Source organism: Bradyrhizobium arachidis (assembly GCF_015291705.1).
Lineage (GTDB): Bacteria > Pseudomonadota > Alphaproteobacteria > Rhizobiales > Xanthobacteraceae > Bradyrhizobium > Bradyrhizobium arachidis.
Window position 1 is genome coordinate 400410 of the sequence record NZ_CP030050.1, and the last position, 26127, is coordinate 426536.

Sequence of the window (26127 nt, forward strand, 5' to 3'; positions counted from 1 at the left end):
CGACATGACGACAATGACGGCTTCTAATCTGGTTTCGCGCTGGTCCGGTGCACTCTGGTCGGGAGCGCTCGGCATCTGCGCCATCGCCGCCATCATCCGTCCCGCCCACGCCGATCCGCGCGCCGTTGTCGAATTGTTTACCTCGCAGGGCTGCTCGTCCTGCCCGCCCGCCGACAAGATCATCGGCGATCTCTCCAGCGATCCCTCGATCATCGCGCTGAGCATGCCGATCGATTATTGGGACTATCTCGGTTGGAAGGACACGCTGGCGGATTCGCGTTTCTCGGCGCGGCAGCGCGCTTATTCGCGCATGCGCGGCGACCGCGAGGTCTACACGCCGCAGGTCGTGGTCAATGGCTCGGCGCATGTCATCGGCAGCGATCGTGCCGGCATCGAGAATGCGATCGGCAAGACCGACAAGAGCAGTGGCGTGATGAGCGTGCCGGTGACGATGTCGCTCTCGGGCAAGCAGATCAACGTGTCGGTGGCCGCAAGCAAGGAGCCGGCGGTCTCGCATGGCGAGGTCTGGATCTGCTCGGTCGCCAAATCGGTGCCGATCTCGATCGGTCGCGGCGAAAATCGCGGACAGCAGATCACCTATCACAACGTGGTGCGCAATTTGCTCAAGGTCGGCGACTGGACCGGCCGTCCGGAAAGCTGGACCGTGCCGCTCGAGAACCTCGCGCGCGACGGCGTCGACGGCGCGGTGGTCTATGTCCAGGACGGCAGCCGCGACAAGCCCGGCCCGATGCTGGGCGCGGCGTACACGTCGCTGCATTGATTCGAATTTCTCTCTAGCGTCGCACTCGCTCTAACTCTTCATGTGGAGAGCGAAAGTATGCGCGAGATCGTCTCAGGAGATCTTGTCTCCCGTCATTCCGGGGCGCGCAAAGCGCGAGCCCGGAATCCATCGATCCACAATCCGAGCTGAGAAATGGATTCCGGGCTCGCGCCAAGCGGCGCGCCCCGGAATGACAGCGCGTCAGAAACAATCCGACACAAACAAAAAAGGACCAACTTGCGTTGGCCCTCCTTGTCGCGCGTACAGACCCGATCCTGTTCGACCCCGGGGGGCTGGGGGCTGAGGAATCCGGAACCGAAAGGACCGGGCCAACGCACGCGAATCTTTTCGCAATGCAGGGCGGCGGGCACTGGGCGGAAAAGCGGCGACAGTATGATTCCTGCTAACGATCCCGTGACGGTTTGCCGCGACAGAGTTCCACTTTTGCGTGTGCTCCGATTCGTACCCGATCAGACGGGTTGAGCCCAGAGCCCTGTCCCGGATTCCTGCAAGAGCCCTTGCGGCGAGGAGCGGTTGGCGCGATCATGTGACTGTCATGATCCGCGGTACCCTGGGACGGTTTCGCGGGCGCGATCATGCTGTGCGATGAGGAGCGCTCCCATGAGTCTGACGTCGGAGGATGCCGATCCGAGCGAGCAGCGCGCGGCGGCGCGGCCCGTCGCGGCGAACGCGCAGCCGAACCGGGTGACGTTCAACCGGCTCGAGCTGCACCGCATTCTCAATCTCTATGGCCGCATGGTCGCCGACGGCGAGTGGCGCGACTATGCCATCGATTTCCTGAAGGACCGCGCCGTGTTCTCGGTCTATCGCCGCGCCTCGGAAGTGCCGATCTACCGCATCGAGAAGGACCCGCGCCTCGCGCGCAAGCAGGGCATGTACAGCGTGATCTCGGCGACCGGCCTGATCCTGCGCCGCGGCCACGAGCTCGAGCGCGTGCTGCTGGTGATCGATCGGAAATTGGCGGTGGTCTAGCCGCACGAACGGTGCCGTAGGGTGGGCAAAGGCGCAAAGCGCCGTGCCCACGACCTTTCCGTAATCGCCCTGATGGTGGGCACGCTTCGCTTTGCCCACCCTACGAGCGGTGCCGTGGCGAGGCCCTACTTCCCCGGCACCGTCTTCGCGCCCTCGCCGAGGTCGCGCTGCATCATCACCGTGTCGAGCCAGCGACCGAACTTCAGCCCGACATTGGGGTGGGTGCCGATCATCTTGAAGCCGCCCCTGGTGTGCACGCCGATCGAGCCGGCATTGGCGGAATCGCCGATCACGGCGATCATCTGGCGGAAGCCGCGCGCCTCGCATTCGGTGATCAGCCGCTCCAGCAGCAGCGAGCCGATGCCGCGGCGGTGGAAACTCGGATCGAGGTAGATCGAGTTCTCGACCGTGAAGCGATAGGCCGGCCGTGGCCGGTAGGCACCGGCATAGGCATAGCCGGCGACGCTGCCGTCGAGGATGGCGACGAAATAGGGATAGCCGCCGTCGACCAGCGTGCGGTAACGGCGGGTCATCTCGGCTAGGTCAGGCGGATCCAGCTCGAACGTCGCAGTGCCCTCGCGAACGGCCTGCTGGTAGATGGCGGTGATGGCGGGAAGGTCGGCCTCGGTCGTGGGCCTGATATCGGGTGCGGACATGGCCTCAGACTAGAGGCTTCGCCCGGTTGCTGGAAGAGGCCACCACCGTCTCCCCATCGTCATTGCGAGCGTAGCGAAGCAATCCAGAAATGCATCCGCGGAGGGCCTCCGGATTGCTTCGTCGCAAGGGCTCCTCGCAATGACGAGGAGAGCTACCGGGGCCCAAACAAAAACCCCGGCCTCTCGGCCGGGGTTCGTGTCCGTTCTCTCGTCTGGCGCTTAGTCGCGCTGGCCGAGGAGCTGCAGCAGCAGCGTGAACAGGTTGATGAAGTTCAGGTACAGCGACAGGGCGCCGGTGATGGCCGCACGCTCTGCGATGTCACCGCCGGCCGAAGCGTAGCCGTAGATGTAGTCGTTCTTCAGCCGTTGGGTGTCCCAGGCGGTGAGGCCCGCGAACACCAGCACGCCGACCACCGACACGATGAACTGCAGCATCGAGCTCGCCAGGAACAGGTTCACCAGGCTCGCGATGATGATGCCGATCAGGCCCATGAACAGGAACGAGCCCATGCCGGTCAGGTCACGCTTGGTGGTGTAGCCGTAGAGGCTCAGTGCACCGAAAGTCGCCGCGGTGATGAAGAACACCCGCACGATCGAGGTGTGGGTGAACACCAGGAAGATCGACGACAGCGAGATGCCCATCAGCGCCGAGAACACCCAGAACAGGATCTGGGCGGTCGAGGGAGCGAGACGGTTGATGCCCGCCGAGATCACGAACACCATCGCGAGCGGCGCGAGCATGAACAGCCACTTCAGGGGGCTGACGAACATCGCGTAGCCGAACGGCGTCAGGAACAGCTTGCCGACGCGGACGGCGTCCGCGGTCGGGACGTCAGTCACAGCAGCCAGGTAGACACCGAGCGCGGCCAGGCCGGTGATGGCAAGGCCAATGCTCATGTAATTGTAGATGCGCAGCATGTAGGCGCGCAGGCCGGCGTCGACCGTCGCGGCGTCAACACGCCCGGCGGCCCTGCCGAAAGGAGAAGCGTAGTTACGGTCTAGGTCCGACATGGTCGAATTCCCGTTGGTTGGCCGGTCCGGCATGAGGGTCGCCACGCCGCCGGTTCGTCAAGTTCTATCCGGATACCGATGTCTGCCGACATTAAATTTGGCTAACAATCGGGGGCTCCGAACCCATTCGATATGTGGGAAACTAACACATTCGCTGCAACCGTCCACGCGCGGCTGAATGTCGCCCTCGGGCACAATCCTGGCGAGCGGACGTGGTTAATCGCAGGAATCGTGCGATTCCGCTACCGCGCGGCATCCCGCTACATTTTGTCACAAATTCCGCAACACCGTAGCGGGCTTTTTGTTCAACGCCAGCAGCGTGCCGGCGAGCCCGAGCCCCACGGTGACGACCAGTGCGGCCGCGACCACGCCGGCGGCGCTGCCGGCCTGCCAGACGAAACTCAGCGTCATCAGCCGTGTCACGATCATCCAGGCCGCGATGCTGCCCGCGATCACGCCGAACACCGCGGTGGCGAGCCCGATCAGGAGGTATTCGAGGGCATAGGCGCCGAGCAGCCGCAGCCGGGTTGCGCCCAGCGTCTTCAGGATTACCGCATCATAGACCCGGTGGCGGTGGCCGGCGGCCAGCGCCCCGCCCAGCACCAGGATCGCCGAGATCAGCGTCACCGCGCTGGCGCCGCGGATCGCCAGCGCCAGGTTGGTCACGACCGAGCCGACCGTCTCCATCACCTCGCGCACGCGCACGCTGGTCACCATCGGATAGGCATCCGCAACCTGCTTGATGATCTTGCCGTCACCGGTCGCATCGCCGCCGGATTCGGTCAGCGTCGCGATGTGGGTGTGGGGTGCGCCCTTGAAGGCGTTCGGCGAGAACACCAGCACGAAATTGATGCCCATCCCCTGCCAGTCGATGGTGCGCAGATTGCCGATCTTGGCCGGAATGTCGCGGCCGAGCACGTTGACCACGATCTCGTCGCCGAGCTTGAGGTCGAGCCCGTCGGCGATCTTCTTCTCCATCGAGACCAGCAGCGGGCCGGAATAGTCGGGGCCCCACCATTCGCCCTCGACCACCTTGGAGCCCTTCGGCAGCTCGGCGGTATAGGTCAGGCCGCGGTCGCTTTGCAGGACCCACTCCGAATCCGTGCTGGGCTTGAGGTCCTCGGCGCGCACCCCGCGGGCGGCGACGATGCGGCCGCGCAGCATCGGCACGTCCTCGACCTTCGCGCCGGGTGCGATCTGCCGCAGATAATCGTCGAACTGCTCGGCCTGCGTGCTCGGGATGTCGATGAAGAAGAACGAGGGTGCACGATCCGGGAGCGCTGCCAGGAACTGCCGACGCAGATTGCCGTCGATCTGGGTGATGGTGACGAGCACGGCGAGCCCGAGACCGAGCGACAGCACGACCGAGGGCGTCAGCGCGCCGGGCCGGTGGATGTTGGCGATCGCCAGCCGCAGCATCGGCAGCCGCGTCCGCGGCAGGCGCCGCGCGATACCCATCAGCAGCGCGGCGATGCCGCGTAGCAGGGCGAACACGACGACGGAGGACGCGACGAACACCGCGGCGATGCGCTTGTCGAACGAAAGCCCGATCACGACCGCAACGAGCAGGGCGATCACGACGCCCATGAACACGAGATAGCTCGCGCGTGGCCGGTGCCATTCGGAGCTGATGGTGTCGCGGAACAGCGCGGCGACCGGCACGTCGTGCGCTCGCCCGAGCGGCCACAGGCCGAAGGCGAGCGCGGTGAGCAGGCCATAAACGAAGGACAGCGCGAGCTCGTCGGCATGCACGGCCGGCACCACCGGCAGCGGCAGCAATTTTCCGAACAGGCCGACGATCGCGAACGGCATCGCGGCGCCGAGGGCAAGGCCGATCACCGAGCCGATCGCGGCGAGCAGGAGCACCTGCGCCAGGTAAATGCCGAACACGTCGCGGCCGGTGGCGCCGACCGCCTTGAAGGCGGCGATCACTTCGAGCTTGCGGTCGATATGGCTCTTCACGGCGTTGGCGACGCCGACGCCGCCGACCAGCAGCGCGGCAAGGCCGACCAGCGTCAGGAACTGTGTGAAGCGGTTGATGTTGCGCTCGAGCTGCGGCGAGGCATTGGAGCGGCTGCGGATCTCCCAGCCGGCCTGCGGCGCAGCGTTGCGCGCATCATTGATGAAGGTTTCGGTGGCGCGCTCGCTGTTGGCGCCATCGGGGAGCTTCACCCGGTAGACCCAGCGTACCAGGCTGCCGGGCTGGATCAGGCCGGTGGCGCGCAGGCCCGCCTCGCTGATCAAAAAGCGCGGGCCAAAACCGATGCCGCCGGCGAGCTTGTCCGGCTCGGCCTCGACAGTCGCGCGGATCTGGAATGTCGCCGAGCCAATGGTGACGCGGTCGCCGGTCTTGAGGGAAAGACGTGCAAGAAGCGTCGGATCGGCGGCCGCGCCGAACGCGCCATCGCGTTCTGCGACGAGATCGGACATCGGCAGAGGCGGCGCCAGCGTCAGCTGTCCGAGCATCGGATAGGCGTCGTCGACCGCCTTCATCTCGACCAGCGCCAGCTTGCCCTCGGCCGAGCGCGCCATGCCGCGCAACGTCGCGGCGGTCGAGACAGTGCCGCGCGAGCGCAGGAAGCTGACCTCTTCGGGCTTGGCCTCGCGCTGGAACAGCACGAAGGAGACGTCGCCGCCGAGCAGCGTGCGGCCTTCGCGGGCGAGGCCGTCGGAGAGGCTCGCCGACACCGAGCCGACACCGGCGATCGCCATCACGCCGAGCGCGATGCAGGCGATGAAGACGTAGAAGCCGCGCAGGCCCCCGCGCAATTCGCGCAATGCGTAGCGCAGCGACAGCGCGACGGCGCTCGGCTTTGCGAACGGTTCGGCCACAGCGCTCATGCCGGCGCAGTCTGCGTGTCGATGCGGCCGGAGCGCAGGCGGATCACGCGATCGCAGCGATGCGCCAGCGAGGAATCGTGCGTGACCAGCACCAGCGTCATGCCGCGCTCGGCATGCTTGCTGAACAAGAGATCGACGATCTGCTTGCCGGTGGCTTCGTCGAGATTGCCGGTCGGCTCGTCGGCGACGAGGATGGCCGGATCGGGCGCCAGCGCACGGGCGAGCGCGACGCGCTGCTGCTCGCCGCCGGACAGCTGCGTCGGATAGTGATGCAGGCGGTCACCGAGCCCGACCGATTGCAGCTCCTGCGCCGCGCGCTTGGCGGCATCGGGATTGCCGGCGAGCTCGAGCGGCACGGCGACGTTCTCCAGCGCCGTCATGGTCGGGATCAGATGGAAGGACTGGAACACGATGCCGACCTGGCGGCCGCGGAAGCGGGCCAGCGCGTCCTCGTCGAGGGCATTGAAAGGCGTGCCGTTCACCACCACCTCTCCGCTATCAGGACGCTCCAACCCCGCCATCACCATCAGCAGCGTGGATTTGCCCGAGCCTGACGGGCCGATCAGGCCGATCGTCTCGCTACGGCCGACCCGCAGGCTGATATCCTTGAGAATGTGAACGCGCGCCGCGCCCGTACCCAAAGAAAGATTGACGTTGGAGATGGCGATGGTGTCCGACGAGGTGTCGGCGAGCGAAGAGGGATCGATGCGAGTGTCCATGGTCCGGTCATATGGCAACTCCGCACGCGCGGTCGAGAGGCGTTGCGGATTCTTCATGCACATAGCCGTGTTGATGCTCGCTTTGATGACGATGGCGAACCCGGCCTGGGCGGAGGCGACAAAGCCGGTCAAGCTTGTCGTTCTCGGCGATTCCTTGAGCGCCGGCCTCGGTCTCCCGGGCCAGGAGGCATTCCCCATTAAACTTCAAAAAGCCTTGCAAGCCAAAGGCATAGCCGTCGACATGACCAATGCGGGGGTGTCCGGCGACACCTCTTCCGGCGGCCGCGACCGGCTCGACTGGTCGGTGCCCGATGGAACCGATGGCGTGATCGTCGAGCTCGGCGCCAACGACGCGCTGCGCGGCATCGATCCCGACTTGACGCGCAAAGCGCTGACCGACATCGTCGCGCGTCTGAAGGCGCGCAAGATCCCGGTGATGCTGTGCGGCATGCTGGCGCCGCCGAATTACGGCGCCGAATATGCTGCGCGCTTCAATTCGATTTATCCGGATCTTGCGAAGACGTTCGACGTGCCGCTCTATCCGTTCTTCCTCGAGGGCGTCGCGGCCGACGCCAAGCTCAACCAGGCCGACGGCATTCATCCGACAGCGGCCGGCGTCGACATCATCGTCGGCAGGATCATGCCCACTGTGGAGGCATTCGTTGGCACGATCCACGAGCAGCAGCGTTGAAAAACAGGCAGCGCTAACCCTAATTCCCAGGGTTTTACCGGGGTGAGGCGCGGCATGCTTCGCAGAGTCACACAACTGCGATAGGAATCAGGGTACCGGTTGATTCGTCGCCGGCTCTAATTTGGATATGGTCCTCGCCTCGAGGGTCGTACCCAAGCATCGGGAGGCTGAACGATGCCGCGTTTGTTCACTGGTCTGGAAATTCCGGCCGAGATCGGCCAGTCGCTTTCCAATCTCAGGGGCGGCCTTCCCGGCGCCCGGTGGATCGATCCCGAAAATTATCACGTCACCTTGCGCTTCATCGGCGATATCGACGGCGCCTCCGCCAACGAGATCGCCTCGATGCTGTTTCGCGTCGACCGAAAGCCGTTCGAGGTGAAGGTGCAGGGCCTGACCAGTTTTGGCGGCCGCAAGCCGCGCGCGGTGGTCGCCACCATCGCGCCGAGCAAGCCGCTGATGGAATTGCAGGCCGAGCTCGAACGCATGATGCAGCGGATCGGTCTCGATCCCGAGGGACGCAAGTTCATCCCGCACGTCACGCTGGCTCGTTTGCATGACGCCACCGACCGCGACGTCGCCGACTATCTCTCGATCCGCGGCTACTTCCCGAGCAAGGCCTTCATGGCCGAACGTTTTGTCTTGTTCTCGTCGCGCGCATCGACCGGTGGCGGACCGTATGTGGTCGAGGACGCTTACGAGCTGTGTGAGTAGCACTGCTCTCGTACCCTGGACGCAGTGCGCCACGTAGTGGTGCACTGCTGAGCCGGGGCCCATAGCTCCCAGCAATGAACGAAACAGTGGGTCCCGGCTCTGCGCAGCAGCGTTCCACGTCCGGGACATGAAACCGCATACCCCGTCCACCAATTCACGGCTTGCAATTTCCGCCCATCTCTGGCGGTAAAGAGCCATGCTCTCCACCCCAAACTCCTCATTCCGCGAGGCATACCAGGCCCAGATCGCGTCAGGCGCGATTGAGCCCGATGCTGCGCAGGCCGAGGTCGCCGAAGCCTATGCCGCGCTCGACCAGCGGCTCGCGAATTACAAGCCGCAGCGCAAGCAGGGCCTGCTCAGCCGCCTGTTCAGCAGCGACAAGGACGAGGCGCCGCGCGGGCTCTACATCCATGGCGAGGTCGGTCGCGGCAAGACCATGCTGATGGATCTGTTCTTTCAGCACGCGAGTGTCGAGCACAAGCGCCGCGCACACTTCCACGAGTTCATGGCCGAAGCGCATGAGCGCATCTACGACTATCGCCAGAGCATCGCGCGCGGCGAGATCGCCGACGGCGACGTCATCGCACTGACCGCGACGGCGATCTTCGAGGAGAGCTGGCTGCTCTGCTTCGACGAATTCCACGTCACCGACATTGCGGATGCGATGATCCTGGGACGCCTGTTCGCAAAGCTGTTCGAGCTCGGCACCGTGGTGGTCGCGACCTCCAACGTCGCGCCCGACGACCTCTACAAAGGCGGCCTGAACCGGTCGCTGTTCCTGCCCTTCATCAAGCAGATCACCGACCATATGGACGTGGCGCGGCTCGACGCGCGCACCGACTTCCGCCTGGAGAAGCTCCAGGGCGTGCCGATGTGGCTGACGCCGGCGGATGGCGATGCGGACGCCGCGCTCGACCGCGCCTGGGCGAAGATGACCGGCAACGCCAAATGCAAGTCGCGCGACATTTCGATCAAGGGCCGCACTTTGCACGTGCCGTGCTCGGCTCACGGCGTGGCGCGGTTCTCGTTCGCCGATCTCTGCGAGAAGCCGCTCGGGGCATCCGACTATCTCAGGCTCGCGCACGACTATCACACCATCCTGGTCGACCATATTCCAGTGATGGACTTCTCCCAGCGCAACGCCGCCAAGCGTTTCATCACGCTGATCGATACGCTCTATGACAATGCCGTGAAGCTGATGGCCTCGGCGGACGCCAACCCGATCTCGCTCTACCTCGCCCACGAGGGCAACGAGGCCATGGAGTTCAAGCGGACCGCCTCGCGCCTGATCGAGATGAGCTCGGAATCCTATCTGGCGCTGGCCCACGGCCGCAAGGATTCCACCGCCAGCGGCTCCACCAAGGGGCTGGTGGAGACTTAAGTCCTATTTGCCAGCGCTGTCATTCCGGGGCGTCGCGAAGCGACGAGCCCGGAATCCATCGCGCCACAGACTCTGCCGCCTGATGGATTGCGGGCTCGCGACTTTCGTCGCGCCTCGGAATGACGGGGTTGCGCTTGTATATGCGCCAAGCCCGACAAATGGGCATCCAGCGACTTGAACGGGGGAGGCGAAAGGGATAACCACCCGTCTCAGTTTTCCCCTCCTTACGTGTCTAAAGGACAGGTTCACATGGCGCGCGACAAGATTGCTTTGATTGGCTCCGGTCAGATCGGCGGAACGCTGGCTCATCTCATCGGCCTGAAAGAACTGGGCGACGTGGTGATGTTCGACATCGCCGAAGGCGTGCCGCAGGGCAAGGCGCTCGACATCGCGCAGTCCTCGCCGGTCGACGGCTTCGACGCGCACTACACCGGTGCCAACTCCTACGAAGCGCTCGACAACGCCAAGGTCTGCATCGTCACCGCCGGCGTGCCGCGCAAGCCCGGCATGAGCCGCGACGACCTCCTGTCCATCAACCTCAAGGTCATGGAGCAGGTCGGCGCCGGCATCAAGAAGTACGCCCCCGACGCCTTCGTCATCTGCATCACCAACCCGCTCGACGCGATGGTCTGGGCGCTGCAGAAGGCCTCGGGCCTGCCGCACAAGAAGGTCGTCGGCATGGCCGGCGTGCTCGACTCCGCGCGCTTCCGCTACTTCCTGGCCGACGAGTTCAACGTCTCGGTCGAGGACGTCACCGCCTTCGTGCTCGGCGGCCATGGCGACACCATGGTGCCGCTGGTGAAGTACTCCACCGTCGCCGGCATCCCGCTGCCCGACCTCGTCAAGATGGGCTGGACCTCGCAGGCGCGCCTTGACGAGATCGTCGACCGCACCCGCAACGGCGGCGCCGAGATCGTCAATCTGCTCAAGACCGGCTCGGCCTTCTACGCCCCCGCCGCCTCGGCGATCGCGATGGCTGAGAGCTATCTGCGCGACAAGAAGCGCGTGCTGCCTTCGGCCGCCTACCTCAACGGCGAATACGGCGTGAAGGACATGTATGTCGGCGTACCCGTCGTGATCGGCTCCAAGGGCGTCGAGCGCGTCGTCGAGATCGAGCTCGCCGGCAAGGACCGCGAGGCCTTCGACAAGTCGGTCGGTGCGGTGCAGGGCCTGGTCGACGCCTGCAAGAAGATCGCACCCGATCTTCTCGGCCGCTAAGGCGCAAACAATCCCGCCGAAGACCGAAACCCGGTCTTCGGCGGTTTCACTTCCGGGGCCCGGCAGACCGGGCGGGCTCTCGGTTCAGCAGTCCAGAGATCTCGAAGTCAAAGAATCCGGGTTGCAGTTCCTGTGGTATATGGTATGCCAGCCACAAGACTGAGGTGGGCCCATGGGGTCACCGCCCGCGGGTTCAGGGAGCGACCATATGAATATCCATGAATATCAGGCCAAAGCGCTGCTGGGTGAGTTCGGCGTGCCGATCTCCAAGGGCGTCCCGGTTCTCAAGGCCGCCGACGCGGAAGCCGCCGCCAAGGCGCTGCCCGGTCCGGTCTATGTCGTGAAGAGCCAGATCCACGCCGGCGGCCGCGGCAAGGGCAAGTTCAAGGAAGCCTCAGCCGGCGACAAGGGCGGCGTCCGGATCGCCAAGTCGGCCTCTGAAGTTTCCGAGTTCGCCAAGCAGATGCTGGGCGCAACGCTGGTGACCGTGCAGACCGGCCCCGCCGGCAAGCAGGTCAACCGCCTCTACATCGAGGACGGCTCCGACATCGACAAGGAGTTCTATCTCTCGATCCTGGTCGATCGCGAGACCTCGCGCGTCTCCTTCGTCGTCTCGACCGAAGGCGGCGTCAACATCGAGGACGTCGCGCACAACACGCCTGAGAAGATCGTGACCTTCTCGGTGGATCCCGCGACCGGAATCATGGGCCATCACGGCCGCACCGTCGCCAACGCGCTGAAGCTCTCCGGTGATCTCGCCAAGCAGGCCGAGAAGCTCACCGCGCAGCTCTACGCCGCCTTCGTCGCCAAGGATATGTCGATGCTGGAGATCAACCCGCTGGTCGTGACCAAGCAGGGCCAGCTCCGCGTGCTCGATGCCAAGGTGTCGTTCGACGACAACGCGCTGTTCCGTCACCCCGAGGTGCTCGCGCTGCGCGACGAGACCGAGGAAGACGCCAAGGAGATCGAGGCGTCCAAGTACGACCTCAACTACGTCACCCTCGACGGCAACATCGGCTGCATGGTCAACGGCGCCGGTCTCGCCATGGCGACGATGGACATCATCAAGCTCTACGGCATGTCGCCGGCGAACTTCCTCGACGTCGGCGGCAGCGCCAGCAAGGAGAAGGTCGCGGCCGCGTTCAAGATCATCACCGCCGATCCCAACGTGAAGGGCATCCTGGTCAACATCTTCGGCGGCATCATGAAGTGCGACGTGATCGCCGAGGGCGTCACGGCTGCGGTTCGTGAAGTCGGCCTCAGCGTGCCGCTGGTGGTGCGCCTCGAAGGCACCAATGTCGAGCTCGGCAAGAAGATCATCCGTGAATCCGGCCTGAACGTGGTGCCGGCCGACAATCTCGACGACGCCGCGCAGAAGATCGTGAAGGCCGTCAAGGGAGGCTAAGGCCATGGCCCAGGACCATCTCGCCGCATCATCTCCGCTTGCAGAGCACGCGCGTCTCGCCGCGTTCGCCGGCGAATGGGATGGCGAAGAGACGGTCTTCCCATCGCGCTGGACCGAAGGCGGCCCGGCGACCTCGCGCACCGTCGCGCGCATGGATCTCAACGGGTTCTACCTGATCCAGGACTCGGTGCAGATGCGCGACGGCAAGCAGGTCTTCGCGACCCATGGCATCTTCACCTACGATCGTGACGACCGGACCTACAAATTGTTCTGGTACGACTCGCTCGGCTACACGCCGCCCTCGCCCGCTTCCGGCGGGTGGGTCGGCAAGACCCTGACGCTGGTGCGCGGCTCGCTCCGCGGCAATGCGCGCCACGTCTACGAGATCATCGACGACAATTCCTACTCGTTGAAGATCCAGTTCTCGCCGGACGCGGAAGGCTGGGCCGACGTGCTCACTGGCGTCTACCGCCGCATCCACTGACCCTCTCACTCTGTTAGTTTCGCGAAAGCAGACCTCATGTCCATCCTGATCGACAAGAACACCAAGGTCATCTGCCAGGGCTTCACCGGCAAGAACGGCACCTTCCACTCCGAGGCTGCGATCGCCTATGGCACCAAGATGGTCGGCGGCACCTCGCCGGGCAAAGGCGGCTCGACGCATCTGGGCCTGCCGGTGTTCGACACCGTGCGCGATGCGCGTGAGAAGACCGGCGCCGATGCGTCGGTGATCTACGTGCCGCCGCCGGGCGCGGCCGACGCGATCTGCGAAGCCATCGACGCCGAGATCCCGCTGATCGTCTGCATCACCGAGGGTATTCCGGTCGTCGACATGGTCCGCGTGAAGCGCTCGCTGGCCGGCTCCAAGTCGCGCCTGATCGGGCCGAACTGCCCCGGCGTCATGACCGCCGGCGAGTGCAAGATCGGCATCATGCCGGCCAACATCTTCAAGACCGGCTCGGTCGGCATCGTCTCCCGCTCCGGCACGCTCACTTACGAAGCCGTGTTCCAGACCTCGCAGGAAGGCCTCGGTCAGACCACCGCGGTCGGCATCGGCGGCGACCCGGTCAAGGGCACCGAGTTCATCGACGTGCTCGAAATGCTGCTGGCCGATCCCAAGACCGAATCGATCATCATGATCGGCGAGATCGGCGGTTCCGCCGAGGAGGACGCCGCCCAGTTCCTCAAGGACGAGGCCAAGCGCGGCCGCAAGAAGCCGATGGTCGGCTTCATCGCCGGCGTCACCGCACCTCCCGGCCGTCGCATGGGTCATGCCGGCGCGATCATCTCGGGCGGCAAGGGCGATGCCGGTTCCAAGACCGAAGCGATGCAATCGGCCGGAATTACCGTGTCTCCGTCGCCGGCGCGCCTCGGCCATACGCTTGCCGAAAAGTTGAAAGGCTAATTCACTTCTTCGTGCTTTTCCGGGCGAAGTTTCGCAGCAAATAGGGTAAATGGTGCCAGTCGCGTCGGGCCTCTGCCGGGGAGCCCGACGCCAGCGCCGTTTGTTATGCGCGAACCGAAATCGCCAGGAACTCAAGTATGTCTCGCCAGGACGCGAACGCAGCCTTTGCCCTCTCTTCGTTTTTGCAGGGCACCAACGCCACCTACATCGACGAAATCTACGCCCGCTACGAGAAGGACCCGTCCTCGGTCGACGCCGAGTGGCAGGAGTTCTTCAAGAGCCTCAACGATCAGCCGGCCGACGTCCGCAAGAACGCGGAAGGACCGTCCTGGGAACGCGACAACTGGCCGCTGAGCCCGCAGGACGATCTGACCTCCGCCCTCGACGGCAACTGGGCTGAGGTCGAGAAGGCGGTCGGTGCCAAGATCGCGGCCAAGGCGCAAGCCAAGGGCGCCGACATCTCCTCCGCTGACGTGCTTCAGGCGACGCGTGACTCGGTCCGCGCCCTGATGTTGATTCGCTCCTACCGCATGCGCGGCCACTTCCACGCCAAGCTCGATCCGCTCGGCATCGAAGCCCCGCGCAACCGCGAAGAGCTCGACCCACGCACCTACGGCTTCAGCGAAGCCGATTTCGACCGCAAAATCTTCCTCGATCACGTGCTGGGTCTCGAATACGCCACGCTGCGCGAGATCACCGCGATCTGCGAGCGCACCTACTGCCAGACGCTCGGCGTCGAGTTCATGCACATCAGCAACGCCGCGCAGAAGGCCTGGATCCAGGAGCGCATCGAGGGACCGGACAAGGAAATCTCGTTCACCCGCGAAGGCCGGCGGGCGATCCTGATGAAGCTGGTCGAGGCTGAAGGCTTCGAAAAGTTCTGCGACACCAAGTTCACCGGCACCAAGCGCTTCGGCCTCGACGGCGGTGAATCGCTGATTCCCGCGCTCGAGCAGATCATCAAGCGCGGCGGCAATCTCGGCGTGAAGGAAGTCGTGCTCGGCATGCCGCATCGCGGCCGCCTCAACGTGCTGACCCAGGTGATGGGCAAGGCGCACCGCGCACTGTTCCACGAGTTCAAGGGCGGCTCGGCCAATCCCGACGCGGTCGAAGGCTCCGGCGACGTCAAATATCACCTCGGCGCCTCCTCGGACCGCGAGTTCGACGGCAACCGCATCCATCTGTCGCTGACCGCCAACCCCTCGCATCTCGAGATCGTCGATCCCGTGGTGCTCGGGAAAGTGCGCGCCAAGCAGGACCAGCACGGTGATCCGCCGGACCAGCGCATCTCCGTGATGCCGCTGCTCATGCACGGCGACGCCGCATTCGCCGGCCAGGGCGTGGTGGCCGAGTGCTTCGGCCTGTCGGACCTGAAGGGCTACCGCACCGGCGGCTCCGTGCACTTCATCGTCAACAACCAGATCGGCTTCACGACTTATCCGCGTTACTCGCGCTCCTCGCCCTATCCGTCGGATGTGGCGAAGATGATCGACGCGCCGATCTTCCACGTGAACGGCGACGATCCGGAAGCCGTGGTGTTCGCGGCGAAGGTCGCCACCGAATTCCGTCAAAAGTTCCACAAGCCCGTCGTCATCGACATGTGGTGCTATCGCCGTTACGGCCACAACGAGGGCGACGAGCCCGCGTTCACCCAGCCGGTGATGTACAAGCGGATTGCGGCCCATCCCTCGACCCTCACTCTCTACTCCAAGCGCCTGATTGCCGAAGGCGTGGTCACCGAGGGCGAGGTCGACAAGCTAAAGGCCGACTGGCGCTCGCGGCTCGATGCCGAATTCGAGGCCGGCACCTCTTACAAGCCGAACAAGGCCGACTGGCTAGACGGCAAGTGGTCCGGCTTCAAGATCGCCGACCAGGAAGAGGATGCACGGCGCGGCGTCACCGGCGTCGATCTGCCGATCCTCAAGGACATCGGCCGCAAGATCACCAAGGTGCCGGACGGCTTCCGCGTTCACCGCACCATCCAGCGTTTCCTCGATAACCGCTCGAAGGCGATCGACACCGGCAACGGCATCGACTGGGCGACCGGCGAGGCGCTGGCGTTCTGCTCGCTGCTCAATGAAAACCATCACGTCCGTCTGTCCGGACAGGATTCGGAGCGCGGCACCTTCTCGCAGCGCCACTCGGTCCTGATCGACCAGGAAGACGAGAGTCGCTACACGCCGTTCAACCATCTCGGTCACGAGCAGGGTCACTACGAGGTCATCAACTCGCTGCTGTCGGAAGAGGCCGTGCTCGGCTTCGAATACGGCTATTCGCTCGCCGAGCCGAACACGCTGACCCTGTGGGAAGCCCAGTTCGGCGACTTCGCCAACGGTGCGCAGGTCGTGTTCGACCAGTTCATCTCCTCGGGCGAGCGCAAATGGCTGCGCATGTCCGGCCTCGTCTGCCTCTTGCCGCACGGCTATGAAGGCCAGGGACCGGAGCATTCCTCGGCGCGCCTCGAGCGTTATTTGCAGATGAGCGCCGAAGACAACATGCAGGTGGTCTATCCGACCACGCCGGCGAACTACTTCCACGTGCTGCGCCGGCAGCTCCATCGCGAGATCCGCAAGCCGCTGATCGTGATGACGCCGAAGTCGCTGCTGCGCCACAAGCGGGCGGTCTCGCGTCTCGAAGAGCTCGCGAAGGGAACGACCTTCCACCGCATCCTCTATGATGACGCCCAGATGCTGCCGAACGAGGCGATCAAGCTCGTCCCCGACGAGAAGATCCGTCGCATCGTGCTGTGCTCCGGCAAGGTCTATTACGATCTCTACGAGGAGCGCGAGAAGCGCGGCATCGACGACATCTACCTGATGCGCGTCGAGCAGCTCTATCCGGTGCCGCTGAAGGCGCTGGTCGCCGAGCTGTCGCGCTTCAAGAAAGCCGAGATGGTGTGGTGCCAGGAAGAGCCCCGCAACATGGGTGCTTGGCACTTCATCGAGCCCTATCTGGAATGGGTGCTGAACCAGGTGAACGGCGTGAGCCGGCGTCCGCGTTATGTTGGCCGCGCCGCTTCCGCCGCGACCGCGACTGGTCTGATGTCCAAGCATCAGGCGCAGCTGAAGGCATTCCTGGACGAAGCACTGAGCTGAATTTCTTGAACTGCGTCATGCCCCGCCTCGTGTGCAATCGCGCACCGGGGCGGAGCATCCAGTACGCCGCGACGTCCGTGCAGAGTACGAACGTCCGGCTTGCTGGATGGCTTGCTTTTCGCGGGCCATTGACGACCGACCTATGACCGCATTGGCGATCCCTTAAGGAAAAGACCATGACTGAAATTCGTGTGCCGACGCTCGGCGAATCCGTCACCGAGGCCACCATCGGCCGCTGGTTCAAGAAAGCCGGCGATCCCGTCGCCGTCGACGAGCCCTTGGTGGAGCTCGAGACCGACAAGGTCACCATCGAGGTCCCCGCGCCCTCCGCCGGCACGCTGAGCGAGATCATCGCCGCCGATGGCGCGACCGTTGCGGTCGGCGCGCTGCTCGGCCAGATCACCGATGGCGCCGGCGCTGCGAAGCCCGCCGCCGCGCCTGCCAAGCCTGCTGCTGCTCCGGCGCCCGCCGCTGCTGCTCCCGCGCCTGCTCCGGCCGCGAAGGCGCCGCCGGCCGATGCGCCGCTCGCCCCGTCCGTGCGCAAGCTCTCCGCCGAGACCGGCATCGACGCTTCGACCGTTCCGGGCTCCGGCAAGGACGGCCGCGTCACCAAGGGCGACATGCTCGCTGCGATCGAGCGCGCCGCCTCCGCGCCGACCCCGGTGAACCAGCCGGCCGCCGCCGTGCAGGTCCGCGCGCCGTCGCCGGCCGATGATGCCGCCCGCGAAGAGCGCGTCAAGATGACCCGCCTGCGCCAGACCATCGCGCGCCGCCTCAAGGACGTGCAGAACACCGCCGCCATGCTCACGACCTTCAACGAGGTCGACATGACCAACGTGATGGCGCTGCGTGCCCACTACAAGGACGCGTTCGAGAAGAAGCACGGCGCCAAGCTCGGCTTCATGGGCTTCTTCACCAAGGCCGTCGTGCAGGCGCTGAAGGACATCCCAGCGGTCAACGCCGAGATCGATGGCACCGACCTGATCTACAAGAACTACTATCACATCGGCGTCGCCGTCGGCACCGACAAGGGCCTCGTCGTGCCTGTTGTCCGCGACTGCGACCACAAGTCGATCTCCGACATCGAGAAGGGCATCGCCGATTTCGGCCGCCGCGCCCGCGATGGCCAGCTCAAGATCGACGAGATGCAGGGCGGCACCTTCACCATCACCAATGGCGGCATCTACGGCTCGCTGATGTCGACCCCGATCCTGAACGCGCCGCAGTCCGGCATCCTGGGCATGCACAAGATCCAGGATCGCCCGATGGTCGTCGGAGGCAAGATCGAGGTCCGCCCGATGATGTATCTGGCGCTGTCCTACGATCACCGCGTCATCGACGGCAAGGAAGCCGTCACCTTCCTGGTGCGCGTCAAGGAGAGCCTGGAAGATCCGGCGCGCCTGGTGCTCGATCTCTGATCCCTGATGCTTTGCGAGCGCCGTCGCCATTCGCGACGGCGCGTGTCGAACCATGGAGGCGCGCGTGACGGATAAAGTCGTTGTCATCACCGGCGGCAGCCGCGGCATCGGGCGGGCGACCGCGCTTGCGGCGGCCGCGCGCGGCTTCCGCGTCGTGGTCGGCTATGCCAGCAACAAGCAGGCCGCCGACGAGGTCGTAGCTACGATCGAGGCCAGCAACGGCAAGGCCATCGCGGTGAAATGCGATGTCGCCGAGGAAAACGACATCCTCAATTTGTTCAAGGAAGCGGACAAGTTCGGCACGCTCGGCGCCCTCGTCAACAATGGCGGCATCGTCGGCAAGAGCGGCGTGCGCGTCGACGAGATGTCGGCCGAGCGCATCCAGCGCGTCATGGCCGTCAACGTCACCGGCTCCATTCTCTGCGCGCGCGAGGCGGTGAAGCGGATGTCGACCAAGCATGGCGGCAAGGGCGGCGTCATCGTCAATCTGTCGTCGGTCGCTGCCAAGCTCGGCTCGCCCAACACTTACGTCGACTATGCGGCGTCGAAGGGCGCGATCGATTCCTTCACCATCGGCCTCGGCTATGAGGTCGCGAGCGAAGGCATCCGCGTCGCCGGCATTCGCCCCGGCCTGATCGACACCGAGATCCACGCCGCCGGCGGCGAGCCCGACCGCGCCCATCGTCTGGCCCATCTGGTGCCGATGAAGCGCGTCGGCACATCTGACGAAATCGCCAATGCCATCGTCTGGCTGCTGTCGGACGAGGCCTCTTACGTCACCGCAGCCACTCTCGATGTGTCCGGCGGACGCTGACGCGCCGCGCGGACGCTGACACATCCTCATCACGCTAAAACCTTACGGGACTTTCTCTCATGGCTACCTACGATCTCGTCGTCATCGGCACCGGACCGGGCGGTTATGTCTGCGCGGTGCGCGCCAGCCAGCTCGGCATGAAAGTCGCCGTGGTTGAAAAGAACGCCACGCTCGGCGGCACCTGCCTCAACGTCGGCTGCATGCCGTCGAAGGCGCTGCTGCACGCCTCCGAAATGTTCGAGGAAGCCGGGCATTCCTTCGCCAAGATGGGCGTTTCCGTTTCCGCGCCGAAGCTCGAATTGCCCGCCATGATGAACTTCAAGCAGCAGGGCATCGACGGCAACGTCAAGGGCGTCGAGTTCCTGATGAAGAAGAACAAGGTCGACGTGCTCAAGGGCACCGGCAAGATCCTCGGCACCGGCAAGGTCGAAGTCTCCGCCGACGGCAAGTCGCAGGTCATCGAGACCAAGAACATCGTGATCGCCACCGGCTCGGACATCGCGCGTCTCAAGGGCATCGAGATCGACGAGAAGCGCATCGTCTCCTCGACCGGCGCGCTCTCGCTCGACAAGGTCCCCGGCAAGCTCCTGATCGTCGGCGCCGGCGTCATCGGCCTCGAGCTCGGCTCGGTGTGGAAGCGGCTCGGCGCCGAAGTCGTCGTCGTCGAATTCCTGGATCGCATCCTGCCCGGCATGGACGGCGAGATCGCCAAGCAATTCCAACGCATCCTTGAGAAGCAGGGCTTTGCGTTCAAGCTGGGTTCGAAGGTCACCGGCGTCGAAGTGAACAGCAAGGCATTGCTCGCGAAAATCGAACCGGCTGCGGGTGGTGCCGCCGAGACGCTGGAAGCCGACGTCGTGCTCGTCTGCATCGGGCGCGTGCCTTACACGGATGGTCTCGGTCTGAAGGAAGCCGGCGTTGCGCTCGACAATCGCGGCCGGGTGCAGATCGATCCGCACTTCGCCACCAGCCTGAAGGGCGTCTATGCCATCGGCGACGTCGTCGCAGGCCCGATGCTCGCGCACAAGGCCGAGGACGAAGGCGTTGCGGTTGCCGAGATCATCGCCGGCCAGGCCGGCCACGTGAATTACGACGTTATCCCAGGCGTCGTGTATACCACGCCGGAAGTGTCCTCCGTCGGCAAGACCGAGGAGGAGCTGAAGCAGGCGGGTGTGGCTTATACCGTCGGGAAGTTTCCCTTTACCGCCAACGGCCGCTCCAAGGTCAACCAAACGACTGATGGCTTTGTGAAGATTCTCGCAGATGCGAAGACCGATCGCGTGCTCGGCGTGCACATTATCGGCATCGAGGCCGGCGAAATGATCCATGAAGCCTGCGTTCTCATGGAGTTCGGTGGCAGTGCGGAAGATCTCGCCCGCACCTGTCACGCGCATCCGACCCGCTCGGAGGCCGTCAAGGAAGCCGCGCTTGCAGTCGGCAAGCGGGCCATCCATATGTAGGCGACGCCCAGCTCCGAATCGGGCGGGAAACACATGCTGCGCCGCCTACTTCAACCGCTCTGGGTCCTGCTGGCGATCGTCTTCCTGATCGAAGCCTGGCTGTGGGACCATCTCGAGCCGATCGTCGCGCGGGTTGTCGCAGCCATCCCGCTCGCGCGGTTCAAGCAATGGCTGACGGAGCGCGTCGATGCGCTGTCGCCGGCCATGACGCTGATCATCTTCGTCGTGCCGATCATCCCGCTGTTTCCGCTGAAGCTGATCGGCCTGTGGCTGCTCACGCATGAATACTGGCTGAGCGGCGTCTCCACGTTCCTGTTCGCAAAGCTGCTCGGCGTCGGCGTCACCGCCTTCGTGTTCGACGTCACGCGCGACAAGCTGCTGGAGATGCACTGGTTCGAGCGGCTCTATGATCTCGTCATGAAGCTGCGCGCCAAGGCGCACCTCTTGGTCGACCCGATCAAACGCCGCATCCGCGAGCTGATCGCCGGCAACGGCGAAGGCTGGTCGTCCCGCACGCTGCGTCTGATCCAGCGCTTCAGGAAGAGCGTGCACGAGGCGCGGTGAGCTGCTCGCTACAGACTCGCTGCCATCGCCACACACTCGCTGTCATCGCCCGGCTTGACCGGGCGATCCAGTATTCCAACAGCAGTCGTGATTGAACCGAAGGGCCGCAGCGTACTGGATGCCCCGGTCAAAGCCGGGGCATGACACTGTCTGTGTAGCGTCACGCCGCGCGCCACACGCTCCCTAATGCAAATGCATCAGGTGCGGCCACCACAGGCCGAGCGCGGTCATGATCAGGCCGGCGAGCGTCAGGATGCCGCCGACATAGGCGAGTGCGACCATGCCGGTGATGATGGTGGCCGAGGCCAGCACGATGCCGATCTGGAAGGCGGCCGATGCCAGCTCGAAATGATGATACTTCGCGGTCGCCTCGTCGCGCTCGTGCTCGGCGTGCTTGGCCTTCTCGGCGAGCTGCTCGGTGCCTTCGCCGGTCTCCGGCTCGGAGCGGTAGCGCTGCGCGGTCTTGGTCCAGTCGTCGATCTGCTTCTGCACCAGCGCCTTCTGCGCGTCGTCGGTGGTGGCGCCGAGCGTGAGCTTGCCCTGCTCGGCCGCGGTCACGACCACGGTGCGGCGGATGCTCTTGGCCTGGAAGAACGCCCAGAGATTGGCGGCCTCGACGTTCTTGCTGATCGCTTCGGTCTGCGCACCCTTGCCGAGCGTTTCCGAGATCGCCAGGAACAGCGCCAGCACGGCGATCAGGAGGGCGATCTTCTTGTTCGAGCCGGACGCGTGTTCGGCGTGCTCGGCATGCTCCATGCTCTCATGTGCGCTCATAAAAATCCCCTCCTGCTCATTTACCAACGATTGACCGAACCGTGCGGCGCGCGCAAGTGGCAAGCGGGATGGCGCATGCAATTAATGGTTTTGCCGTCTGGCTGTTCTAGTCCTGTCACATGACCACAGCGGATTTCATCGCAGCCTGCTTCTGGCCGTCCGCCGTCATCGCTGCGTTTGCGTTGCTGAAGGCCCGCAACAGCGCGGCCTTTCCGATCATCCTCAAGATCGTGATCTGGTTCGGCCTGGCCTACTTCCTGCTGGTGGTGCTCTGGGTCAACAGCTCGATCATCGCGATCAACGACATGAATGCCCTTCTCGTTCTCTTCGGCCTGGTGGTCGTCGGCTCCCAGCTGCGAGCCCCTGCGCCTCAAGGCTCATGGCGCGACAAGGCGAAAGGGTACGGCGGGATGATCGCGATCGTGCTGTTCGGCAGCATCATCGCATGGTTCTTCGGACGGATGCTCGTTCTCGACCTCTTCACGTCCCGCCTCGTGATCGAGGGCCGTGTTCAATACGCCAGCAGAACAAGTGGGCGCAGGGCCGATTATATCGTTATCATCGCGGGTCAAACCGTGAAGGTGACGGCGCCGCTTTACGAGCGGCTGCAGCAATTCAGACCCAAGGTTCGCGTCGAAGTCGGGCGCGGGTCGAACTATGTCTACGAGATCGAATATCTCGCCAACTAAGCTTCAGCGCCGCGGATGCGCACTCGCATAGACTTCGAGCAGGCGCTCGGAATCGATCCCGGTATAGATTTGCGTGGTCGAGAGCGAGGAATGGCCGAGCAATTCCTGGATGGCGCGCAAATCGCCGCCGCGCGAGAGCAGATGCGTGGCGAAGGAATGGCGCAGCGCGTGCGGCGTCGCGCTGTCGGGGAGGCCAAGCGCGCCGCGCAGCCGCTCCATCGCGAGTTGGATGATGCGTGGGCTGAGGGGACCGCCGCGCGCGCCGACGAAGATCGGGCCTTCCGCCGGCAACGGATACGGGCACATCGACACGTATTCCTGCACGAGCTCCAGCACGTTCTGCAGCACCGGTACCATGCGGGTCTTGTTGCCTTTGCCGGTGACGATCAGCACGTCGCCTTCGCCGGGCCGCGGCACCTCGCGGCGCTTCAGCCCCAACGCCTCGGAGATGCGCAGGCCCGAGCCATACAAGAGCGCCATCACGGCGGCATCGCGCGTCAGGATCCAGGTCTCGCGTTCCTCGCCGGCGCGCTCGTCGGCATCGGCAAGACGCTTTGCCGACGCCATCGGCAGCGGCTTAGGCAGGCTCTTCGCCACCTTCGGCGCGCGGATGGCGGAGAGAGCGCCGACCTTGCCCTTGCCCTCGCGCTCGAGGAAGCGGCCGAACGAGCGCAGGCCCGCCAGCGCGCGCATCAATGAACGGCCGGCAATGTCGTCGGCGCGGCGCATCGCCATGAAGGCGCGGATGTCGGTGGCTTCGAGCGATGCGAATCGTTCGAGCGTCACGCGCTCGCCCCAATGGCTGCAAAGGAAATCCAGGCACTGCCGCAAGTCCCGGCCATAGGCCTCCAGCGTCTTCGGCGACAGCCGCCGCTCGGCGCCGAGATGCGCCAGCCAGCGCGTCATCTCCAGCGCGATCGTGGGATCGGCGCTGGCGAGCTCGATTGGGGGGGCGGCCGCTTTGCTCATGCGCTCTGGACGTAATGATTCCGCACAGTATATCGCATCACACCAGTTTACTGTTCGCTAAGGCCGCGCCACGGCGCTAGCCTGAAGGCCGCAAGGTTCCGATTCTCCCTCCAAAGACCGTTGATGGATCACACGTCGCGCAGCAACGCCGCCCCTACCAACGCGACCCGCATGGTCGACGTGCTGGTGCCGGTCGCGCTCGACCAGACCTATTCCTACAAGGTGCCGCGCGGCATGGAGCTGAAGGCGGGCGATCTCCTCAGTGTGCCGCTCGGCCCGCGCGAGGTGCTGGCCGTGGTCTGGGGCGAGAACGCCAACCCCGATCCGCGCCTGCACAACCGCCTCAAGGAGGTCAGCGAGAAGCTCGACATCCAGCCGCTGAAACCCGAATTGCGCGCGGTCGTCGACTGGGTCGCCAATTACACGCTGAGCCCGCGCGGCATGGTGCTGCGCATGTGCCTGCGCATGGGCGAGAATTTGGGTCCCGAGCGGGTCCGCCCCGGCGTGCGCCTGGTCGGTGATCCCCCCAGGCGCCTGACGCCGGCGCGGGCGCGCGTGATCGAGGTGCTGTCCGACCGGCTGCTGCACGGCAAGTCCGAGGCCGCCAAGGAAGCCGGCGTCTCCGCCGGCGTGATCGATGGCCTCGTCGACGAAGGCACGCTCACGGTCGAGCCGATGCCGCCGCCTCCGCCGCCGCCGGCACCCGATCCCGATTTCGGCCGGCCGGATTTCTCGCCGCTGCAGCGTGCCGGCGTCGATGCGATGCGCGCCCTCGCGGCCAACGGCACCTTCCACGTCGCGCTGCTCGACGGCGTCACCGGCTCGGGCAAGACCGAGGTCTATTTCGAGGCCGTTGCGGAGACCATCCGCCGCGGAAAACAGTCACTGATCCTGATGCCGGAGATCGCGCTCACCGGCCAGTTCCTCGACCGTTTTGCGCAGCGCTTCGGCGTGCGCCCGATCGAGTGGCATTCCGAGCTGACGCCGCGCACCCGCGCGCGCAATTGGGCGGCGATCTCCGAGGGATCGGCGCCCGTCGTGGTCGGCGCGCGCTCGGCGCTGTTCCTGCCTTATGCCAATCTCGGCCTCATCGTCGTCGATGAGGAGCACGACCAGGCCTACAAGCAGGACGAGGGCGTGCATTATCACGCCCGCGACATGGCGGTGGTGCGCGGGCACATCGCAAAGATCCCGGTCGTGCTGGCCTCGGCGACGCCCTCGGTCGAATCCGAGGTTAATGCGCGCAAGAACCGCTATCAGCGCGTCGCGCTGCCGTCGCGCTTCGGCGGCCAGCACATGCCGCATATCGAGGCCATCGACCTGCGCCGCGAGCCGCCCGCGCGCGGCCGCTTCATCTCGCCGCGGCTTGCAGGCGAGATCAGGACCGCGATCGAGCGGCGCGAGCAGGCGCTCCTGTTCCTCAACCGCCGCGGCTATGCGCCGCTGACGCTGTGCCGCGCTTGCGGCCATCGCTTCGCCTGCACCATCTGCGATGCCTGGCTGGTCGATCACCGATTCCGCCAGCGCCTCGTCTGCCACCATTGCGGCTTCTCGATGCCGCGCCCGCATCTCTGCCCGAACTGCTCGGCGGAGGAATCGCTGGTCGCGGTCGGGCCCGGCGTCGAGCGTTTGCAGGAGGAGGCGGCCGCGCTGTTCCCGGACGCACGCACCATGGTGCTGTCGAGCGATCTCATCACCTCGATCGAGACGATGCGCTCGGAGCTCGCCGAGATCGCCGAGGGCCGCGTCGACATCATCATCGGCACCCAGCTCGTCGCCAAGGGCCACAATTTCCCGCGACTCAATCTCGTCGGCGTGGTCGATGCGGATCTCGGCCTTAGCAATGGCGATCCGCGCGCGGCGGAACGTACCTGGCAATTGCTCAACCAGGTGATCGGCCGCGCCGGCCGCGAGCAGGGCCGCGGCGTCGGCTATCTCCAGACCCACCAGCCCGATCATCCCGTGATGAAGGCGCTGATCGCCTGCGACCGCGAGGCCTTTTACGACAGCGAGATCGACCTGCGCGAGAGAACGCTCTATCCGCCGTTCGGCCGGCTCGCGAGCCTGATCATCTCCGCGGGCGACCGCCCGAGCGCGGATGGTTTCGGCCGCAAGCTGGTGGCGCTCGCCCCGCGCGACGAGCGCGTCGTCGTGCTGGGCCCGGCCGAAGCCCCGCTCGCCGTGATCAAGGGCCGCTACCGCTTCCGTATCCTGGTGAAGTCGGCGCGCGGCTTTGACCTTTCGGATTACTTGCGCAACTGGCTCGCGGTGTGCCCGAAGCCGACAGGCAATCTGAAGCTGGAAGTCGACGTCGATCCGCAGAGCTTTTTGTAGCGACCGTCATTCCGGGGCGCGCGCAGCGCGAGCCCGGAATCCATTTCACCGCAGACTCTGTCGCCCAATGGATTCCGGGCTCGCGACTTCGTCGCGCCCCGGAATGACAGGGAATAAAAAAGCCCGCGGTCCCCCAAGACCGCGGGCTTGTTTCATGCGCGCATCAAACTGATGAAATCTGCGCGGGCAATGTGAGGC

General features: G+C 65.0%; 22 protein-coding genes. 16 read left to right on the forward strand and 6 right to left on the reverse strand.

The features are described 5' to 3' along the window. The first annotated feature begins 4 nt into the window (after positions 1-4). Together WN72_RS01930 and WN72_RS01935 are read left to right on the forward strand one after the other, a co-directional pair. Positions 5-781 carry a DUF1223 domain-containing protein gene (locus WN72_RS01930; protein ID WP_092217863.1) on the forward strand — a complete coding sequence of 259 codons (777 nt, stop codon included), beginning with the start codon at positions 5-7 and terminating at the stop codon, positions 779-781. Positions 782-1402: 621 nt separating this feature from the next. Further along, positions 1403-1774: a DUF2794 domain-containing protein gene (locus WN72_RS01935; protein WP_027561856.1), complete on the forward strand. Its 372-nt coding sequence runs from the start codon at positions 1403-1405 to the stop codon at positions 1772-1774. 125 nt (positions 1775-1899) lie between these two features. Here WN72_RS01935 and WN72_RS01940 read toward each other — a convergent pair whose 3' ends face one another. The 4 genes from WN72_RS01940 to WN72_RS01955 form a co-directional block, all read right to left on the reverse strand. Next, on the reverse strand, positions 1900-2430 hold the full coding sequence (locus WN72_RS01940; RefSeq protein ID WP_027561857.1) for a GNAT family N-acetyltransferase: 531 nt from the start codon (positions 2428-2430) through the stop codon (positions 1900-1902). Positions 2431-2649: 219 nt separating this feature from the next. After that, on the reverse strand, positions 2650-3441 hold the full coding sequence (locus tag WN72_RS01945) for a Bax inhibitor-1/YccA family protein (protein ID WP_027561858.1): 792 nt from the start codon (positions 3439-3441) through the stop codon (positions 2650-2652). 270 nt (positions 3442-3711) lie between these two features. Continuing rightward, complete coding sequence (locus tag WN72_RS01950; RefSeq protein WP_092217833.1) at positions 3712-6282, reverse strand: ABC transporter permease; 2571 nt, start codon at positions 6280-6282, stop codon at positions 3712-3714. Then, complete coding sequence (locus WN72_RS01955; protein ID WP_092217832.1) at positions 6279-7001, reverse strand: ABC transporter ATP-binding protein; 723 nt, start codon at positions 6999-7001, stop codon at positions 6279-6281. The genes WN72_RS01950 and WN72_RS01955 overlap by 4 nt, the downstream gene beginning before the upstream one ends. A 55-nt stretch (positions 7002-7056) precedes the next feature. Between WN72_RS01955 and WN72_RS01960 the strand changes: the two genes are divergently transcribed. From WN72_RS01960 to WN72_RS02015, 12 genes are all read left to right on the forward strand, one after another. Continuing rightward, positions 7057-7692, forward strand: coding sequence for an arylesterase (locus tag WN72_RS01960; RefSeq protein ID WP_027561861.1), 636 nt, complete (start codon positions 7057-7059; stop codon positions 7690-7692). Positions 7693-7866: 174 nt separating this feature from the next. Continuing rightward, a complete protein-coding gene (gene thpR / locus WN72_RS01965) occupies positions 7867-8403 on the forward strand; it encodes an RNA 2',3'-cyclic phosphodiesterase (RefSeq protein WP_027561862.1) in 537 nt (178 codons plus the stop codon). 196 nt (positions 8404-8599) lie between these two features. Then, on the forward strand, positions 8600-9784 hold the full coding sequence (gene zapE / locus WN72_RS01970; protein ID WP_027561863.1) for a cell division protein ZapE: 1185 nt from the start codon (positions 8600-8602) through the stop codon (positions 9782-9784). A gap of 249 nt (positions 9785-10033) precedes the next feature. Further along, positions 10034-11002, forward strand: a complete 969-nt coding sequence (gene mdh, locus WN72_RS01975; protein WP_008145224.1) for a malate dehydrogenase — start codon at positions 10034-10036, stop codon at positions 11000-11002. Positions 11003-11210: 208 nt separating this feature from the next. Next, positions 11211-12407 (forward strand): ADP-forming succinate--CoA ligase subunit beta, encoded by a 1197-nt coding sequence (sucC, locus tag WN72_RS01980; RefSeq protein ID WP_027561864.1) that lies wholly within the window; start codon positions 11211-11213, stop codon positions 12405-12407. 4 nt (positions 12408-12411) lie between these two features. Beyond that, entirely contained in the window at positions 12412-12891 is a 480-nt protein-coding gene (locus WN72_RS01985; RefSeq protein WP_027561865.1) for a DUF1579 domain-containing protein, read from the forward strand. Positions 12892-12927: 36 nt separating this feature from the next. Further along, positions 12928-13812, forward strand: a complete 885-nt coding sequence (sucD, locus tag WN72_RS01990) for a succinate--CoA ligase subunit alpha (protein ID WP_027561866.1) — start codon at positions 12928-12930, stop codon at positions 13810-13812. A 137-nt stretch (positions 13813-13949) separates the two neighbouring features. Next, positions 13950-16907, forward strand: a complete 2958-nt coding sequence (locus tag WN72_RS01995; protein WP_027561867.1) for a 2-oxoglutarate dehydrogenase E1 component — start codon at positions 13950-13952, stop codon at positions 16905-16907. Between the two features lie 176 nt (positions 16908-17083). Continuing rightward, a complete protein-coding gene (odhB, locus tag WN72_RS02000) occupies positions 17084-18325 on the forward strand; it encodes a 2-oxoglutarate dehydrogenase complex dihydrolipoyllysine-residue succinyltransferase (RefSeq protein ID WP_027561868.1) in 1242 nt (413 codons plus the stop codon). 52 nt (positions 18326-18377) lie between these two features. Beyond that, positions 18378-19139 carry an SDR family oxidoreductase gene (locus WN72_RS02005; RefSeq protein ID WP_092217830.1) on the forward strand — a complete coding sequence of 254 codons (762 nt, stop codon included), beginning with the start codon at positions 18378-18380 and terminating at the stop codon, positions 19137-19139. A 59-nt stretch (positions 19140-19198) separates the two neighbouring features. Next, on the forward strand, positions 19199-20599 hold the full coding sequence (lpdA, locus tag WN72_RS02010) for a dihydrolipoyl dehydrogenase (protein ID WP_027561870.1): 1401 nt from the start codon (positions 19199-19201) through the stop codon (positions 20597-20599). A gap of 33 nt (positions 20600-20632) precedes the next feature. After that, positions 20633-21163, forward strand: coding sequence for a hypothetical protein (locus WN72_RS02015; protein WP_027561871.1), 531 nt, complete (start codon positions 20633-20635; stop codon positions 21161-21163). A 183-nt stretch (positions 21164-21346) separates the two neighbouring features. On the opposite strand, the gene WN72_RS02020 is transcribed toward WN72_RS02015, so the two are convergent. After that, positions 21347-21937, reverse strand: a complete 591-nt coding sequence (locus WN72_RS02020; protein WP_027561872.1) for a DUF4337 domain-containing protein — start codon at positions 21935-21937, stop codon at positions 21347-21349. 119 nt (positions 21938-22056) lie between these two features. Between WN72_RS02020 and WN72_RS02025 the strand changes: the two genes are divergently transcribed. Next, positions 22057-22626, forward strand: coding sequence for a hypothetical protein (locus tag WN72_RS02025; protein WP_092217829.1), 570 nt, complete (start codon positions 22057-22059; stop codon positions 22624-22626). 3 nt (positions 22627-22629) lie between these two features. Here WN72_RS02025 and WN72_RS02030 read toward each other — a convergent pair whose 3' ends face one another. Continuing rightward, positions 22630-23595 (reverse strand): tyrosine recombinase XerC, encoded by a 966-nt coding sequence (locus WN72_RS02030; protein WP_027561874.1) that lies wholly within the window; start codon positions 23593-23595, stop codon positions 22630-22632. Between the two features lie 123 nt (positions 23596-23718). On the opposite strand from WN72_RS02030, the gene WN72_RS02035 reads away from it, so the two are divergent. Further along, positions 23719-25929 carry a primosomal protein N' gene (locus tag WN72_RS02035; protein WP_092217828.1) on the forward strand — a complete coding sequence of 737 codons (2211 nt, stop codon included), beginning with the start codon at positions 23719-23721 and terminating at the stop codon, positions 25927-25929. Positions 25930-26127 lie beyond the last annotated feature (198 nt).